Source organism: Actinacidiphila yeochonensis CN732 (assembly GCF_000745345.1).
GTDB classification, from domain to species: domain Bacteria; phylum Actinomycetota; class Actinomycetes; order Streptomycetales; family Streptomycetaceae; genus Actinacidiphila; species Actinacidiphila yeochonensis.
In genome coordinates this window covers 1,802,279-1,817,428 of the sequence record NZ_JQNR01000005.1, presented here as the reverse complement: position 1 = coordinate 1,817,428, position 15,150 = coordinate 1,802,279, and the positions used below count along the sequence as shown (strand labels likewise).

At 72.5% G+C, this 15,150-nt stretch carries 11 protein-coding genes and 1 pseudogene; all 12 read right to left on the bottom strand.

Going from position 1 to position 15,150, the window contains the following annotated elements:
* Positions 1–259: 259 nt before the first annotated feature.
* The 12 genes and pseudogenes from BS72_RS19595 to nuoE all read right to left on the bottom strand — a co-directional run bounded on the left by BS72_RS19595 (position 260) and on the right by nuoE (position 15,096).
* The gene (locus BS72_RS19595; RefSeq protein ID WP_037912251.1) at positions 260–835 is read right to left on the bottom strand and encodes a YbhB/YbcL family Raf kinase inhibitor-like protein; all 576 of its coding nucleotides are present in this window, start codon (positions 833–835) and stop codon (positions 260–262) included.
* Between the two features lie 260 nt (positions 836–1,095).
* Positions 1,096–1,536 (bottom strand): MarR family winged helix-turn-helix transcriptional regulator, encoded by a 441-nt coding sequence (locus tag BS72_RS19590; protein ID WP_037912249.1) that lies wholly within the window; start codon positions 1,534–1,536, stop codon positions 1,096–1,098.
* 148 nt (positions 1,537–1,684) lie between these two features.
* Positions 1,685–3,334: an NADH-quinone oxidoreductase subunit NuoN gene (gene nuoN / locus BS72_RS19585; RefSeq protein WP_037916743.1), complete on the bottom strand. Its 1,650-nt coding sequence runs from the start codon at positions 3,332–3,334 to the stop codon at positions 1,685–1,687.
* A gap of 8 nt (positions 3,335–3,342) precedes the next feature.
* The gene (locus BS72_RS19580; protein WP_037912247.1) at positions 3,343–4,944 is read right to left on the bottom strand and encodes an NADH-quinone oxidoreductase subunit M; all 1,602 of its coding nucleotides are present in this window, start codon (positions 4,942–4,944) and stop codon (positions 3,343–3,345) included.
* A gap of 3 nt (positions 4,945–4,947) precedes the next feature.
* The gene (gene nuoL, locus BS72_RS19575) at positions 4,948–6,843 is read right to left on the bottom strand and encodes an NADH-quinone oxidoreductase subunit L (protein WP_037912245.1); all 1,896 of its coding nucleotides are present in this window, start codon (positions 6,841–6,843) and stop codon (positions 4,948–4,950) included.
* A 13-nt stretch (positions 6,844–6,856) separates the two neighbouring features.
* Complete coding sequence (gene nuoK / locus BS72_RS19570; protein ID WP_037912244.1) at positions 6,857–7,156, bottom strand: NADH-quinone oxidoreductase subunit NuoK; 300 nt, start codon at positions 7,154–7,156, stop codon at positions 6,857–6,859.
* A gap of 272 nt (positions 7,157–7,428) precedes the next feature.
* A pseudogene (locus BS72_RS19565) lies at positions 7,429–8,241 on the bottom strand (NADH-quinone oxidoreductase subunit J); the annotation flags it as partial.
* Entirely contained in the window at positions 8,238–8,927 is a 690-nt protein-coding gene (nuoI, locus tag BS72_RS19560; RefSeq protein ID WP_037912243.1) for an NADH-quinone oxidoreductase subunit NuoI, read from the bottom strand. The pseudogene BS72_RS19565 and the gene nuoI, both read right to left, overlap by 4 nt.
* Positions 8,920–10,398: an NADH-quinone oxidoreductase subunit NuoH gene (gene nuoH / locus BS72_RS19555; protein ID WP_078901483.1), complete on the bottom strand. Its 1,479-nt coding sequence runs from the start codon at positions 10,396–10,398 to the stop codon at positions 8,920–8,922. Before nuoH ends, nuoI begins: the two co-directional genes overlap by 8 nt.
* The gene (locus BS72_RS19550; protein ID WP_037912240.1) at positions 10,395–12,923 is read right to left on the bottom strand and encodes an NADH-quinone oxidoreductase subunit G; all 2,529 of its coding nucleotides are present in this window, start codon (positions 12,921–12,923) and stop codon (positions 10,395–10,397) included. Before BS72_RS19550 ends, nuoH begins: the two co-directional genes overlap by 4 nt.
* Positions 12,920–14,254: an NADH-quinone oxidoreductase subunit NuoF gene (gene nuoF / locus BS72_RS19545; protein WP_037912239.1), complete on the bottom strand. Its 1,335-nt coding sequence runs from the start codon at positions 14,252–14,254 to the stop codon at positions 12,920–12,922. The genes BS72_RS19550 and nuoF overlap by 4 nt, the downstream gene beginning before the upstream one ends.
* Positions 14,251–15,096: an NADH-quinone oxidoreductase subunit NuoE gene (nuoE, locus tag BS72_RS19540; protein WP_037916735.1), complete on the bottom strand. Its 846-nt coding sequence runs from the start codon at positions 15,094–15,096 to the stop codon at positions 14,251–14,253. Before nuoE ends, nuoF begins: the two co-directional genes overlap by 4 nt.
* Positions 15,097–15,150 lie beyond the last annotated feature (54 nt).

Sequence of the window (15,150 nt, the reverse complement as noted above, 5' to 3'; positions counted from 1 at the left end):
CCGGACAGCGTGTCAGGAAGATCAGTGCAGGTGCCACGTGTTCCCGATGGTTGGCGTGAAATCCCCCATCATTCGAGGAGGTTCACCTGGGGGCCGAGGCGCGCACACCGGCAGGCCGACGTCAGGACACCTCCGGGACAGGCCGCCGCCCGGCCCGGCCGCCCGCCTCGGGCCCGCCTCCCCCGGCGTCCGGGCCCGGCGCCGCCGCTCTCCCCCGCGGCGGGAGAGCGGCGGCCGCCCGTCGGGCCTGCCCCGGGGGTCAGCGTTCGTAGACGCCGGTCAGCCGGGCGCGGCCGAGGACGGTCGCGGTGACGGCGGGCAGCAGGGCGCGGGGCCGCGCCCGGTCCAGCGGCGTGCCGTCGGGGCCGCTCTCCACGGGTGCGGAGAGGGCGAACAACTGGAAGACGTAGCGGTGCGGCCCGTGGCCCTTGATGGGCGCGGGACCGTGGTAGCCGCGGCCGACGGTGGCCCGCAGCGCCCGCACCCCGGGCGCGGGCTGCCGTGCCGCCAGGGCGCCGGGCTCCAGGTGGGCCGCCGCCGCCGGGTCGATCAGGGCGACGCAGTGCACGGCGGGCTTGCTGGTGGGGACGTCGACGTCCTCGACCACGAGGAGGAGCTGCGCGGTGCCGGGCGGGAGTTCGGACCAGGTCAGGTGGGGGGACCGGTCGGCGCCGCGGATGTGCTTCGCGCAGTGCTCCAGCGCCATGGCGCCGCCGTCGCCGAAGTCCCGGCTGGCGAGCTCCAGCCGCTCGGGGCCCTGGAGGTTGGGCAGGTTCCAGGCCGTGTCGGCGTCGCCCGACCGCCGGTTCTTCAGGAGTCGGCCGAGCAGGGTCATCGCGTCGCCTCGGGCGTGGGGTGGATCGTCGTCAGGGTCACGGTGGTTGTCTCTCCTTCGGGTGCCGGCTGGTCGCCGGAGCGGGCGGTGGAGGCGGTCTCGACAGCTGACGGGGGCTCGGCCGCTGGTGGGCCGGTCCCTGGCGGCTCCGTCGGCGCCGGAGGTGAGGCGCCGGAGGTGAGGCTCGGACGTTTCGGCGCCGGACGCCCGGCCCGGCCTCGGACGCCCGGCCTCGGACGCCCGGCCTCGGACGCCCGGCCTCAGATGTTCTGGGCCAGCCGCTCCAGCAGCGGTGCGGCCGCCGCGAGCTGCTCCAGCTCCGCGGCGCTGAAGGTGTCGCCGGTGAGGGCCCGGGTGACGAGTTCGGCCCGCGCGTTGCGCTTGTCCTTCAGCGCCTGCCGGCCGGCGTCGGTCACCGTCAGCACCACGCGCCTGCCGTCGTCCGGGTCCGGACGGCGTTCGACCAGGCCGCGGCCGCGCAGCGTGCCGAGCGTCGCCCCCATGGCCTGTGCGGTGATCTGCACCTGCCGGGCCAGCGCCGAGGACGTGGTGGGGCCCTCGCGCTCCAGGAGCGAGAGAGCCGTCCGCTCGGGCATGGTGAGTCCGCCGCCAGGGGGCACCTGGCGCACCCGCCGCACCAGCACGCTGATACTCGCCAGCAGCGCCGCGGCGACTCCGTCCGGGTCCAGGCTGTCGCTCATACGCTAAGGCTACTTTATCAATCGACCTTAGTTCATCGGCCCCGAACGCACCGGTGCCCGGCCGCCGCAGAGGGGGCCGGGCACCGGTGCGAGAAGAGCGGGCCAGCGGGACGGGAACGAGCCGACGGGCCGGCGGGACGAGCGGCGGTCAGCGGACGAAGACGCTGGCCTTGTCCGCCAGGTCCAGGAAGTACTGCGGCGCCACGCCGAGCACCACCGTGACCGCCACGCCCAGGGCGATCGCCGCCGAGGTGAGCGGCGAGGGCACCGCCACGGTCGGGCCGTCGGCGCGGGGCTCGGAGAAGAACATCAGCACGATCACCCGGACGTAGAAGAACGCCGCCACCGCGGAGGCGATCACACCGACGATGACCAGCGGCATCGCCCCGCCCTGCGCCGCCGCCTTGAAGACGGCGAACTTGCCCGCGAAGCCGGAGGTCAGCGGGATGCCGGCGAAGGCCAGCAGGAAGACCGCGAAGACCGCCGCCACCAGCGGGGAGCGCCGGCCCAGACCCGCCCAGCGGGAGAGGTGGGTGGCCTCGCCGCCGGCGTCGCGCACCAGGGTGACCACCGCGAACGCGCCGAGCGTCACGAACGAGTACGCGGCCAGGTAGAAGAGGACGGACGAGACGCCGTTCCTGTTGACCGCGATCACACCGGCCAGGATGAAGCCGGCGTGCGCCACCGAGGAGTACGCCAGCAGCCGCTTGACGTCGGTCTGGGTGACGGCGACGATCGCGCCGAACGCCATCGTGGCGATGGCCACGCCCCACATGACGGGCCGCCAGTCCCAGCGCATCCCGGGCAGCACCACGTACAGCAGCCGCAGCAGCGCGCCGAACGCGGCGACCGTGGTGGCCGCGGCCATGAACCCGGTGACCGGGGTGGGCGCACCCTGGTAGACGTCCGGCTTCCACATGTGGAAGGGCACCGCGCCGACCTTGAACAGCAGCCCGACGGCCACCATGGCCAGGCCGATCAGCAGCAGCGCGTCGTTGCCGGTGGTGTCGGCCAGCGCCGGGGTGACGGGGGCGGTGCCGTCGATGACGGCGGCGATGCCGGAGTACGAGACGGTGCCGGCGTAGCCGTACAGCAGGGCGATGCCGAAGAGCAGGAACGCCGAGGAGAACGCGCCCAGCAGGAAGTACTTGACGGCCGACTCCTGCGACATCAGCCGGTTGCGGCGGGCCAGCGCGCACAGGATGTACAGCGGCAGCGAGAAGACCTCCAGCGCGACGAAGAGCGTCAGCAGGTCGTTGGCGGCCGGGAAGACCAGCATGCCGCCGACCGCGAAGAGCAGCAGCGGGAAGACCTCGGTGGTGGTGAACCCGGCCCGCACCGCGGCCTTCTCCTGCTCGCCGCCGGGCACCGCGGAGCCCTGCGCGGCGAAGGAGTCGATGTGCCGGCCGTGGCTCCTGGGGTCCAGTCGCCGCTCGGCGAAGGTGAAGAGGGCGACCAGCCCGACCAGCAGGATGGTGCCCTGGAGGAAGAGCGCCGGACCGTCCACGGCCACCGCGCCCATGGCGGCGATGTGCGCCTTGGTGGTGCCGTAGCCGTTCTCCGCCAGCGCGATGATCGCGGCGAACGCCGCCGCCAGGCCCAGCGCGGAGACGACCACCTGCGCGGTGTAGCGGGACCGGCGCGGGACGAACGCCTCGACGAGGACGCCGACCAGGGCCACGCCGAGGACGATCAGCACCGGGGAGAGCTGCGCGTACTCGATGTGCGGCGTGGGGAACCGTTCGGTGCTGGGCGCCGCGCTCGTCCACAGGCTGTGGACGGCGGCCCCCGAGTGCAGTGCGGCGCTCACTTCTTCGCCTCCAGCGCGGGCTTGGGGTCGGTCTTGTGCACGTCGGAGAGCGTGTGCTGGACCGACGGGTTGACGATGTCGGCGACCGGCTTCGGGTAGACGCCCAGGAAGAGCAGCAGCGCGATCAGCGGTGCCACCACCAGGAGTTCACGGGCCTTCAGGTCGGAAAGGCCCTCGATGCCGGCCTTCACCGGGCCGGTCATCGTCCGCTGGTAGAGCACCAGCACGTACAGCGCGGCCAGCACGATGCCCAGCGTGGCCACGATGCCCAGCGCCGGGTAGCGGCTGAACGTGCCCACCAGCACCAGGAACTCGCTGACGAACGGGGCGAGCCCGGGCAGCGAGAGGGTGGCCAGGCCGCCGACGAGGAAGGTGCCCGCCAGGATCGGCGCGACCTTCTGCACCCCGCCGAAGTCGGAGATGAGCCGCGAGCCGCGCCGGGTGATGAGGAAGCCGGCCACCAGCATCAGCGCGGCGGTGGAGATGCCGTGGTTGACCATGTACAGCGTGGCGCCGGACTGGCCCTGGCTGGTCATCGCGAAGATGCCCAGGATGATGAAGCCGAAGTGCGAGACGGACGCGTACGCGATCAGCCGCTTGATGTCGCGCTGGCCGACGGCGAGCAGGGCGCCGTAGATGATGCTGATCACCGCGAGCACCAGGATCACCGGGGTGGCCCACTTGGACGCGTCCGGGAAGAGCTGGAGGCAGAAGCGGAGCATCGCGAAGGTGCCGACCTTGTCGACGACCGCGGTGATCAGCACCGCCACCGGCGCCGTGGACTCGCCCATGGCGTTCGGCAGCCAGGTGTGCAGCGGCCACAGCGGGGCCTTCACCGCGAAGGCGAAGAAGAAGCCGAGGAAGAGCCACCGCTCGGTGGAGGTCACCAGGTGCAGGTGGCCGGAGGCGCGCGCGGCCAGGATCTCCTGGAGCGAGAACGTGCCGGTGCCCAGCTGCTTGGCGGTGGCGGCGTAGAGGCCGATCACCGCGGCCAGCATGATCAGGCCGCCGGCCAGGTTGTAGAGGAGGAACTTCACCGCCGCGTAGGAGCGCTGCCGGGCCGCCTCCTCCTCGCCCGACGCGTGCGCCCGGTCGCCGAAGCCGCCGATGAGGAAGTACATCGGGATCAGCATGGCTTCGAAGAACAGGTAGAAGAGGAAGACGTCGGTGGCCTCGAAGGAGAGCACCACCATCGCCTCGACCAGCAGGATCAGCGCGAAGAAGCCCTGGGTGGGCCGCCAGCGCCGGTTGGGGGTGCGGTCCTCCAGCGGGTCGGCGTCGTGCCAGCCGGCCAGGATGACGAACGGGATCAGCAGCGCGGTCAGCGCCACCATCACCGCGCCGATGCCGTCCACGCCCAGGTCGTAGTGGAGGCCGAAGCTCCGCACCCAGGTGTGGTTCTCGGTGAACTGGTAGCGGTCGCCGTGCGGGTCGAACCGGACCAGCGTCACCAGCGCCAGCACCAGCGTGGCCAGCGAGAAGAGCAGCGCCGTGTACTTGGCGGCGACCCGCCGGACAGCCGGCACCGCCGCGGTCACCACCGCGCCCACGGCCGGGACGGCGGCGGTCACCGTCAGGATCGGGAAGGAATCAGCCATGGGTCAGACCGCCCTCATCAGAAGGGTGGCGGCGACCACGACCGCGGTACCGCCGAGCATGGAGACGGCGTACGACCGGGCGTAGCCGTTCTGCAGCCGCCGGAGCCGCCCGGACAGGCCGCCGACGGACGCCGCCGTGCCGTTCACGACGCCGTCGACCAGGGAGTGGTCGAGGTAGACCAGCGAACGGGTCAGGTGCTCGCCGCCGCGCACCAGGACGACGTGGTTGAAGTCGTCCTGGAGCAGGTCGCGGCGGGCGGCGCGGGTGAGCAGGCTGCCGCGCGGGGCGGTGGCGGGCACCGGGCGGCGGCCGTACATCATCCAGGCCAGCAGCACGCCGAGGACCAGCACCACCAGGGTGCCGGCCATGACCGCGGAGGTGCTCACCGGGGAGTCGCCCTCGGTGTGGCCGGTGACCGGGGACAGCCAGTCCACGAAGGCCGAGTTGATGCTGAACAGGCCGCCGGCGAAGACCGATCCGAACGCCAGGATGATCATCGGCACGGTCATGGTGGACGGCGACTCGTGCGGGTGCGGCTGGTGGCCCTCCGCGTCCGGCTGCCAGCGCTTCTCGCCGAAGAACGTCATCAGCATCACGCGCGTCATGTAGAACGCGGTGACGGCCGCGCCGACCAGGGCGCAGCCGCCGAGGATCCAGCCCTCGGTACCGCCCTTCGCGAACGCCGCCTCGATGATCTTGTCCTTGGAGAAGTACCCGGACAGGCCCGGGAAGCCGATGATCGCCAGGTAGCCGAGGCCGAAGGTGACGAAGGTGATCGGCATGTGGCGACGCAGGGCGCCGTAACGCCGCATGTCCACCTCGTCGTTCATGCCGTGCATCACCGAGCCGGCGCCCAGGAAGAGCCCGGCCTTGAAGAAGCCGTGCGTCACCAGGTGCATGATCGCGAAGACGTAGCCGATCGGGCCGAGCCCGGCGGCCAGCACCATGTAGCCGATCTGCGACATCGTCGAGCCGGCCAGTGCCTTCTTGATGTCGTCCTTGGCGCAACCGACGATGGCACCGAAGAGCAGCGTGACGGTGCCGACGGTCACGGTCGCCGTCTGCGCGGCCGGGGCGGCGTTGAAGATCGCCCCGGAGCGGGTGATGAGGTACACGCCGGCGGTCACCATGGTCGCCGCGTGGATCAGCGCGGAGACCGGGGTCGGGCCCTCCATGGCGTCGCCGAGCCAGGACTGGAGCGGCACCTGCGCGGACTTGCCGCACGCGGCCAGCAGCAGCATGAAGCCGATGCCGGTGACGGTGGCGTGGTGCGCGGCGCCCGCGTTCGGCAGCACGTCGGAGAAGGCGAACGAGCCGAAGGTGGTGAACATCAGCATGATCGCCACCGACAGGCCGATGTCGCCGACCCGGTTGACGATGAACGCCTTCTTCGCCGCGGTGGCGGCGCTGGGCTTGTGCTGCCAGAACCCGATCAGCAGGTACGAGGCGAGCCCCACGCCCTCCCAGCCGGCGTACAGCAGGAAGTAGTTGTCGGCCAGCACCAGCAGCAGCATCGCCGCGAGGAACAGGTTGAGGTAGCCGAAGAAGCGGCGGCGCCGCTCGTCGTCGGCCATGTAGCCGATCGAGTAGACGTGGATCAGCGTGCCCACGCCGGTGATCAGCAGGACGAAGGTCATCGACAGCTGGTCGAGCTGGAAGCCGACCTGGGCCTGGAAGCCGCCCACCGGCACCCAGGTGAACAGGTGCGAGTGCAGGGTGCGTTGGTCGGCGTCCTTGCCGAGCATGGTGAAGAAGAGCACCGCGCCCAGGACGAACGAGGCCAGCGCCAGCAGCGTCCCCAGCAGGTGGCCGCTCCGGTCCAGCCGGCGGCCGCCGGTGAGCAGGATGCCCGCGCCCAGCAGGGGTGCCGCGACGAGCAGTCCAATCAGGGTTTCCACGTTCGCAGCCCCTCTACAGCTTCATCAGGTTCGCGTCGTCGACCGAGGCCGAGTGGCGGGAACGGTAGATCGACACGATGATCGCCAGCCCCACCACGACCTCGGCGGCGGCGACGACCATCGTGAAGAAGGCGATGACCTGCCCGTCGAGGTTGCCGTGCAGCCGGGAGAAGGTGACGAACGCGAGGTTGCAGGCGTTGAGCATCAGCTCCACGCACATGAACACCACGATCGCGTTGCGCCGGATGAGAACGCCTGCGGCGCCGATGGTGAACAGCAGCGCCGCGAGGTAGAGGTAGTTGACCGGGTTCACTTGGCGCCCTCCTCGGCCGAGGCCCGCTCGCCGTTCCGGTCGCCGCCGGGGCCGTCAGCCCCGGAACCGCCGGAGCCGCCGCCGTGCGAACCGTTCGCGCCGTTCCCGTTGCCGTTCCCGTTGGAGCCGTTGCCGTTGGTCCCGTTGCCGTTGGAGCCGTTCGAACCGTTGGAGCCGTTGGCGCCGTTCCCGTTGGTCACGGTGGCGCCGTTGGCCCCGTTCCCGCCGCCCCGCCAGCGGTGCGAGCCGCTCAGCAGCGGCACCATCTTCGGGGTGCGCTCCAGCCACTCGTCGGAGCGCTGGTCCAGCTCGGCCAGCCGGCGCATCGCGTCCCGCGACACGTCCCGGATCTGCCCGCGCTCGCGCAGCGTGGAGCTGACCGACAGGTCGGACGGGGTGCCGTCCGGCAGCAGCGCCGGCACGTCCACCGCGTTGTGCCGGGCGTAGGTGCCCGGCGCGGGCAGCGGGGCCACCTGCTTGCCCTCGCGCACCCGGGCCTGCGACTGCTCGCGCTGGGTGGCCCGGCGTTCGGTGCGCTCGCGGTGGGTGAGCACCATGGCGCCCACCGCGGCGGTGATCAGCAGGGCGCCGGTGATCTCGAACGCCCACACGTAGGTGGTGAAGAGCAGCCGGGCCAGCCCCTGGACGTTGCCGCCCTGGGCGCTGTCGGCGGCGCCGGTGCCGGTGAAGGTGTCCAGCGAGGCGTTGGCGATCCCCGCGACGAGCAGGATGCCGAAGCCCAGCCCGCACAGCGCCGCCATCCACCGCTGGCCCTTGAGCGTCTCCGTCAGCGAGTCCGCCGCGGTGATGCCCACCAGCATGACGACGAAGAGGAAGAGCATCATGATCGCGCCGGTGTAGACGACGATCTGCACCACGCCGAGGAAGTAGGCGCCCTCGGCCAGGTAGAAGACCGCGAGGACGATCATCGTGCCGGCCAGCGACAGCGCGCTGTGCACGGCCTTCCTCATCAGCACGGTGCCCAGCGCGCCGAGTACGGCGACCACGGCGAGCACCCAGAACTGCACGGCCTCGCCGGTCGAGGTCTGCGACGCGGCCGCCGCCAGGGTCTGCGCCCCGCTCATGCCTCGTCCCCCGTTCCGGCCGGAGCGCCGCCGCCCGGCGCGCCGGGAACCGCGGCCTCGCCGCCGTCCGCCGCGCCGCCGTCCGCCGCGCCGCTCTCCGCGGTGTCCGCGCCGCGCACCGTCTCGTCGGGCTTGTCCTCGCCCTTGGAGACGGCGGTCTGCTGGACGGTGCCGGGAGCCGCCTCGGTGACCAGGCCGCGGTAGTAGTCGCCCTCGTCCATGCCGGGGTAGATGGCGTGCGGGCTGTCGACCATGCCCTCCTCCAGGCCGGACAGCAGCTGCTCCTTGGTGAAGATCAGCGACTCGCGGGTCCGGTCGGCGAGTTCGTACTCGTTGGTCATGGTCAGCGCCCGCGTCGGGCACGCCTCGATGCACAGGCCGCACAGGATGCAGCGGGCGTAGTTGATCTGGTAGACGCGGCCGTACCGCTCACCCGGGGAGTAGCGCTCCTCGTCGGTGTTGTCGGCGCCCTCCACGTAGATGGCGTCGGCGGGGCAGGCCCACGCGCACAGCTCGCAGCCGACGCACTTCTCCAGTCCGTCCGGGTGCCGGTTGAGCTGGTGCCGGCCGTGGAACCGCGGCGCGGTGGGCTTCTTGTACTCGGGGTACTGCTCGGTCAGGCGCTTCTTGAACATGGCCTTGAAGGTCACGCCGAAGCCCGCGACCGGGTCCAGGAACTCAGGCATCGCCGTCCTCCTTGTTCTCCGTGTGCTCGGCGTCGTTCTCGGTCTGGTCGGCGCCCGCACGGCCTGCGTCCTCGGGGCTCTCGCCGCCGCCGGGTGCCGGCCCGCCGGCTCCGTTCGCGCCGACCAGCTGGGCCTGCGCCCGGCTGCGGCGGCGCGGTACGTGCTCGCTCTCCTGGCCCGGCAGCGGCGGCACCGGATAGCCGCCGGCCATCGGGTCGAACCGCTCCGGCGGCCCGAGCCGACCGCCGCCCTCCCCGCCGGCTCCGTCGCGCTCCCCCCGGTCCCGCAGCAGGTCCGCCACCAGCGAGATCAGCAGCAGGGCGACGACGCCGGCGCCGACGTACAGCACGATCCGGCTGAAGCTGTAGTTCTCGTCGCGCATCGCCTTGACGGCGGCGACCAGCATCAGCCACACCATCGAGACGGGGATGAGGATCTTCCAGCCGAGCTTCATCAGCTGGTCGTAGCGGACCCGGGGCAGGGTGCCGCGCAGCCAGATGAAGAAGAAGAGCAGCAGCTGCACCTTGACGACGAACCAGAGCAGCGGCCACCAGCCGTGGTTGGCGCCCTCCCAGAAGGTGCTGATCGGCCAGGGGGCCCGCCAGCCGCCGAGGAAGAGGGTGGTGGCGACCGCCGAGACGGTCACCATGTTCACGTACTCGGCGAGCATGAACAGCGCGAACTTGATCGAGCTGTACTCGGTGTTGAAGCCGCCGACCAGGTCGCCCTCGGACTCCGGCATGTCGAAGGGGGCGCGGTTGGTCTCGCCCACCATCGTGCAGATGTAGACGAGGAACGACACCGGCAGCAGCACCACGTACCAGCGGTCGTGCTGGGCCGAGACGATGGTGGAGGTCGACATCGAGCCGGAGTAGAGGAAGACCGCCGCGAACGACAGGCCCATCGCGATCTCGTAGGAGATCATCTGCGCCGACGCGCGCAGGCCGCCCAGCAGCGGGTACGTCGAGCCGGACGACCAGCCGGCCAGCACGATGCCGTAGATGCCGACGGAGGCGGTGGCCAGGATGTAGAGGATGCCGATCGGCAGGTCGGTGAGCTGCATCGCGGTGCGGTGGCCGAAGACGGAGATCTGGTTGTCGGCCGGGCCGAAGGGGATCACCGCGAACGCCATGAAGGCGGGGATCGCGGCGACGATCGGCGCGAGGACGAACACCACCTTGTCCGCCCGCTTGACGACGATGTCCTCCTTCAGCATCAGCTTCACGCCGTCGGCCAGCGACTGGAGCATGCCCCAGGGGCCGTGCCGGTTCGGGCCGATGCGCAGCTGCATCCACGCGACGACCTTGCGCTCCCACACGATGGAGAAGAGCACCGTCAGCATCGCGAAGGCGAAGCAGAACACCGCCTTGATGACGATCAGCCACCACGGGTCGGTACCGAAGAACGACAGGTTCTCGGTGGTGGCGGCGAGCTGGCTGCCGCCGCCGGCCAGCTGGGTCAGGGGGGTCACGACTGCACCTCCGCGTTGTCCCGCACGGCCTGGCCGGCGAGGGAGACGACCTGCCCGGGGCGGGCGCCGGTGTCCGTGGCGACGCCGCCGCCCTGGGAGTTCAGCGGCAGCCACACCACCCGGTCCGGCATGGGGGTGACCGCCAGCGGCAGGGTCACCGAGCCGGCCGGGCCGGTGACGGTGAGCGGTTCGCCGTCGGCGACGCCCGCCTCCGCGGCGGTGGCCGCCGACAGCCGGGCGACGGCCGCGTGCCGGGTCGCGGCGAGCGCGTCGTCGCCGTCCTGGAGCCGGCCCTGGTCCAGCAGCAGCCGGTGGCCGGCCAGTACCGCCTGGCCGGGTTCGGGCCGCGGCAGCGGCACCGCCGCCTCCAGCGGGGCGGGCGCGTACGGGCCGGGCCAGCCGCCGGCGAGGTGGTCCAGCTCGCGGCGGGCCTGGTCGGTGCCGGCCAGGCCGAGCGTCGCGTCGAGGGCGTCGGCGAGCATGGTCAGCACCCGGGCGTCGGGCAGCTGGTGGCGGGTGGTGGCCTGGTCGGGCTTGATCGCGGCGGCGAACATCCGCACCCGGCCCTCCCAGTTGAGGAAGGTGCCGGCCTTCTCGACCACCGCGGCCACCGGCAGCACCACGTCGGCCCGCTCGGTGACCTCGCTGGGCCGCTGCTCCAGGCTGACGAGGAACCCGACCGCGTCCAGCGCGGCCCGCGCCGCCGCCGGGTCCGGCAGGTCCGCGACCTCGACGCCGCCGACCACCAGCGCGCCCAGCACGCCGGCGGCCGCGGCCTCCAGGATCTGCCCGGTGTCGCGTCCGGAGCGGACCGGCAGCGACGGCAGGCCCCACACCCGGGCGACCTCCTCGCGGGCCGCCGGGTCGGTCAGCGGCCGGCCGCCGGGCAGCAGCCCGGGCAGCGCGCCGGCCTCGACCGCGCCGCGCTCGCCGGCCCGCCGCGGCACCCACGCCAGGGTGGCGCCGGTGGCGGCGGCCAGCCGCAGCGCGGCGGTGTAGCCGCCGGCCACGGTGGCCAGCCGCTCGCCGACCAGGATGGCGGCGCCGGGCTGCCGCAGCGCCTCGGCGGCCAGCCGGCCGGCCTCGTCCAGGCCGTCCCGGCCGCCGCCCTCGCCGGAGGTGCCCGCGGCCAGCGCGTTCAGCCACTGCGTCTCGGTGCCGGGCGCGGCCGGCAGCAGGATGCCGCCGGCCTTGTCCAGGCCGCGGCTGGCGTGGCTGGCCAGCGCGTAGGTCTGCTGCCGGTGCTTGCGGTGCGCCTTGCGCAGCCGCAGGAAGATCCCGGGGGCCTCCTCCTCGGCCTCCAGCCCGGCCAGCAGCACCGCGGGCGCCTGCTCCAGCAGCGTGTGGGTGAGGGCGCCCTCGTGGCCGCCGAGGTCCACGCCGCGCCCGGCCACGTGGGCGGCCAGGAAGTCGGCCTCCTCCGCGGAGTGCGGGCGGGCCCGGAAGTCGACGTCGTTGGTGCCGAGCACCACCCGGGCGAACTTCCCGTAGGCGTAGGCGTCCTCGACGGTGAGCCGGCCGCCGGCCAGCACCGCGGCCCGGCCGTGCGCGCCGGACAGCCCGCGCGCGGCGGCGGCCAGCGCCTCCGGCCAGCTCGCGGCGACGAGCTCACCGGAGTCGTTCCGCACCAGCGGGTGGGTGATCCGGTCGGGCCGCTGGGCGTACCGGAAGCCGAAGCGGCCCTTGTCGCACAGCCACTCCTCGTTGACCTCCGGGTCGTCGCCGGCCAGCCGCCGCATCACCTTGCCGCGCCGGTGGTCGGTGCGGGTGGCGCAGCCGCCGGCGCAGTGCTCGCACACCGACGGCGAGGAGACCAGGTCGAACGGGCGGGAGCGGAACCGGTAGGCGGCCGAGGTGAGGGCTCCGACCGGGCAGATCTGGATGGTGTTGCCGGAGAAGTACGACTCGAACGGGTCGCCCTCGCCGGTGCCCACCTGCTGGAGCGCGCCGCGCTCCAGCAGCTCGATCATCGGGTCGCCGGCGATCTGGTTGCTGAACCGGGTGCAGCGCGCGCACAGCACGCACCGCTCGCGGTCGAGCAGCACCTGCGCGGAGATCGGCAGCGGCTTGGCGTAGGTGCGCTTCCGCCCCTCGAAGCGGCTGTCGGGGTCGCCGACCTGCATGGCCTGGTTCTGCAGCGGGCACTCGCCGCCCTTGTCGCAGATCGGGCAGTCCAGCGGGTGGTTGATGAGCAGCAGCTCCATCACGCCGCGCTGCGCCTTCTCGGCCACCGGCGAGGTGAGCTGGGTGCTGATCACCATGCCGTCGGTGCAGGTGATGGTGCAGGACGCGACCGGCTTGCGCTGGCCCTCGATCTCGACGATGCACTGCCGGCAGGCGCCGGCCGGGTCGAGCAGCGGGTGGTCGCAGAACCGGGGGATCTCGATGCCGAGCAGCTCCGCGGCGCGGATGACCAGCGTGCCCTTGGGGACGGAGACCGCGATGCCGTCGATGGTCACGGTCACGAGGTCCTCCGGCGGCGGGGCCGGCCGGCTCCCGGAGGTGTCGTTGGTGGTGACGGTCACGCGTGGGCCTCCGTACGGGACGAGTCCGCCCAGGCGGTGGAGCGGGCCGGGTCGAAGGGGCATCCCCTGCGCTCGATGTGCTCCTCGTACTCCGCGCGGAAGTACTTCAGGGAGGAGAAGATGGGGGCGGCGGCTCCGTCGCCCAGGGCGCAGAAGGACTTGCCGTTGATGTTGTCGGCGATGTCCTGGAGCTTGTCGAGGTCTTCGGGCCGGCCCTTGCCGGCCTCGATGTCCCGCAGCAACTGGACCAGCCAGTAGGTCCCTTCGCGGCAGGGGGTGCACTTGCCGCAGGACTCGTGGGCGTAGAACTCCGTCCACCGGGTGACCGCCCGCACCACGCAGGTGGTCTCGTCGAAGCACTGGAGGGCCTTGGTGCCGAGCATGGAGCCGGCGGCGCCGACGCCCTCGTAGTCCAGGGGCACGTCCAGATGCTCCTCGGTGAACATCGGGGTGGACGAGCCGCCCGGGGTCCAGAACTTCAGCCGGTGGCCCGGGCGCATCCCGCCGCCCATGTCGAGGAGTTGGCGCAGGGTGAGGCCGAGCGGGCCCTCGTACTGGCCGGGGCGGGCGACGTGCCCGGAGAGCGAGTAGAGCGTGAAGCCGGGGGACTTCTCGCTGCCCATCGAGCGGAACCACTCCTTGCCCCGCTGGATGATGGCGGGAACCGAGGCGATCGACTCGACGTTGTTCACCACGGTGGGGCAGGCGTAGAGCCCCTCCACGGCGGGGAAGGGCGGCCGGAGCCTCGGCTGGCCGCGCCGGCCCTCCAGGGAGTCCAGCAGCGCGGTCTCCTCACCGCAGATGTACGCGCCGGCCCCGGCGTGCACGGTGAGTTCCAGGTCGAAGCCGCTGCCCTTGATGTCCTTGCCGAGGTAGCCGGCGGCGTACGCCTCGCGTACGGCCTCGTGCAGCCGGCGCAGGACGGGGACGGTCTCCCCGCGGAGGTAGATGAAGGCGTGGTGGGAGCGGATCGCCCAGCAGGCGATGACGATGCCCTCGATCAGCGCGTGCGGGTTGGCGAAGAGCAGCGGGATGTCCTTGCACGTCCCGGGCTCGGACTCGTCGGCGTTGACGACGAGGTAGTGCGGCTTGCCGTCGCCCTGCGGGATGAACTGCCACTTCATGCCGGTGGGGAAGCCGGCGCCGCCGCGGCCGCGCAGCCCGGAGTCCTTGACGTACGCGATGAGGTCGTCCGGCGCCATGGCGAGGGCCTTGGTCAGCGCCTGGTAGCCCTCGTGCCGGCGGTAGGTGTCGAGTGTCCATGACCGCGGGTCGTCCCAGAACGCCGAAAGGACCGGGGCCAGCAGCTTCTCGGCCGGTTCTACGGTCATCGTCCCTCCTCGGTGGCGTGGTCGGCGACCGGGTCGGCCGGGTGGTCGGGGCCGGACTCGGCGGTCCGCTCGGGCGCGTCGTGCGAGCTGGGGTGGTCGGCCGGCGAGGGCGTGCCGGGGGTGTCGTACAGCCCGGCCTCGTTCTGCGGCGGGTTGCCGCGCTGGCCGACGACGCGGGCCGGGGTCTCGCCGCGGTGCAGCCGCAGGCCGGCCAGCGACGCCTGGCCGGCGCCGCCGGTGGCCTCGACGGCTCCGGCCCGCTCGTCGGGGAAGCCGGCCAGGATGCGGGAGGTCTCGCGGTAGGTGCACAGCGGCGCGCCGCGGGTGGGCCGCACCTCGCGGCCGGCGAGCAGGTCGTCGACCAGGGCGCGCGCGGACTCCGGGGTCTGGTTGTCGAAGAACTCCCAGTTGACCATCACCACCGGGGCGTAGTCGCAGGCCGCGTTGCACTCGATGTGCTCCAGGGTGACCTTGCCGTCGGCGGTGGTCTCGCCGTTGCCGAGGCCGAGGTGCTCCTTGAGGTCGTCGAAGATCGCGTCGCCGCCCATCACCGCGCACAGCGTGTTGGTGCAGACCCCGACCTGGTAGTCGCCGGAGGGGCGGCGCCGGTACATGGTGTAGAAGGTGGCGACCGCGGTGACCTCGGCGGTGGTCAGCCCCAGCGTCTCGGCGCAGAACCGGACGCCGGTGCGGGTGACGTGGCCCTCCTCGGACTGCACGAGGTGCAGCAGCGGCAGCAGGGCGCTGCGGGAGCCGGGGTAGCGGGTGATGATCTCGCGGGCGTCGCGGTCGAGTCGCTCGCGGACGTCCGCGGGGTAGTCGGCGGCGGGCAGTTCGGGCATGCCCAGCTCGACGCCGTGGGCGCCGGCCGGGCCGCCGGGTGCGGGCTGGTGCGT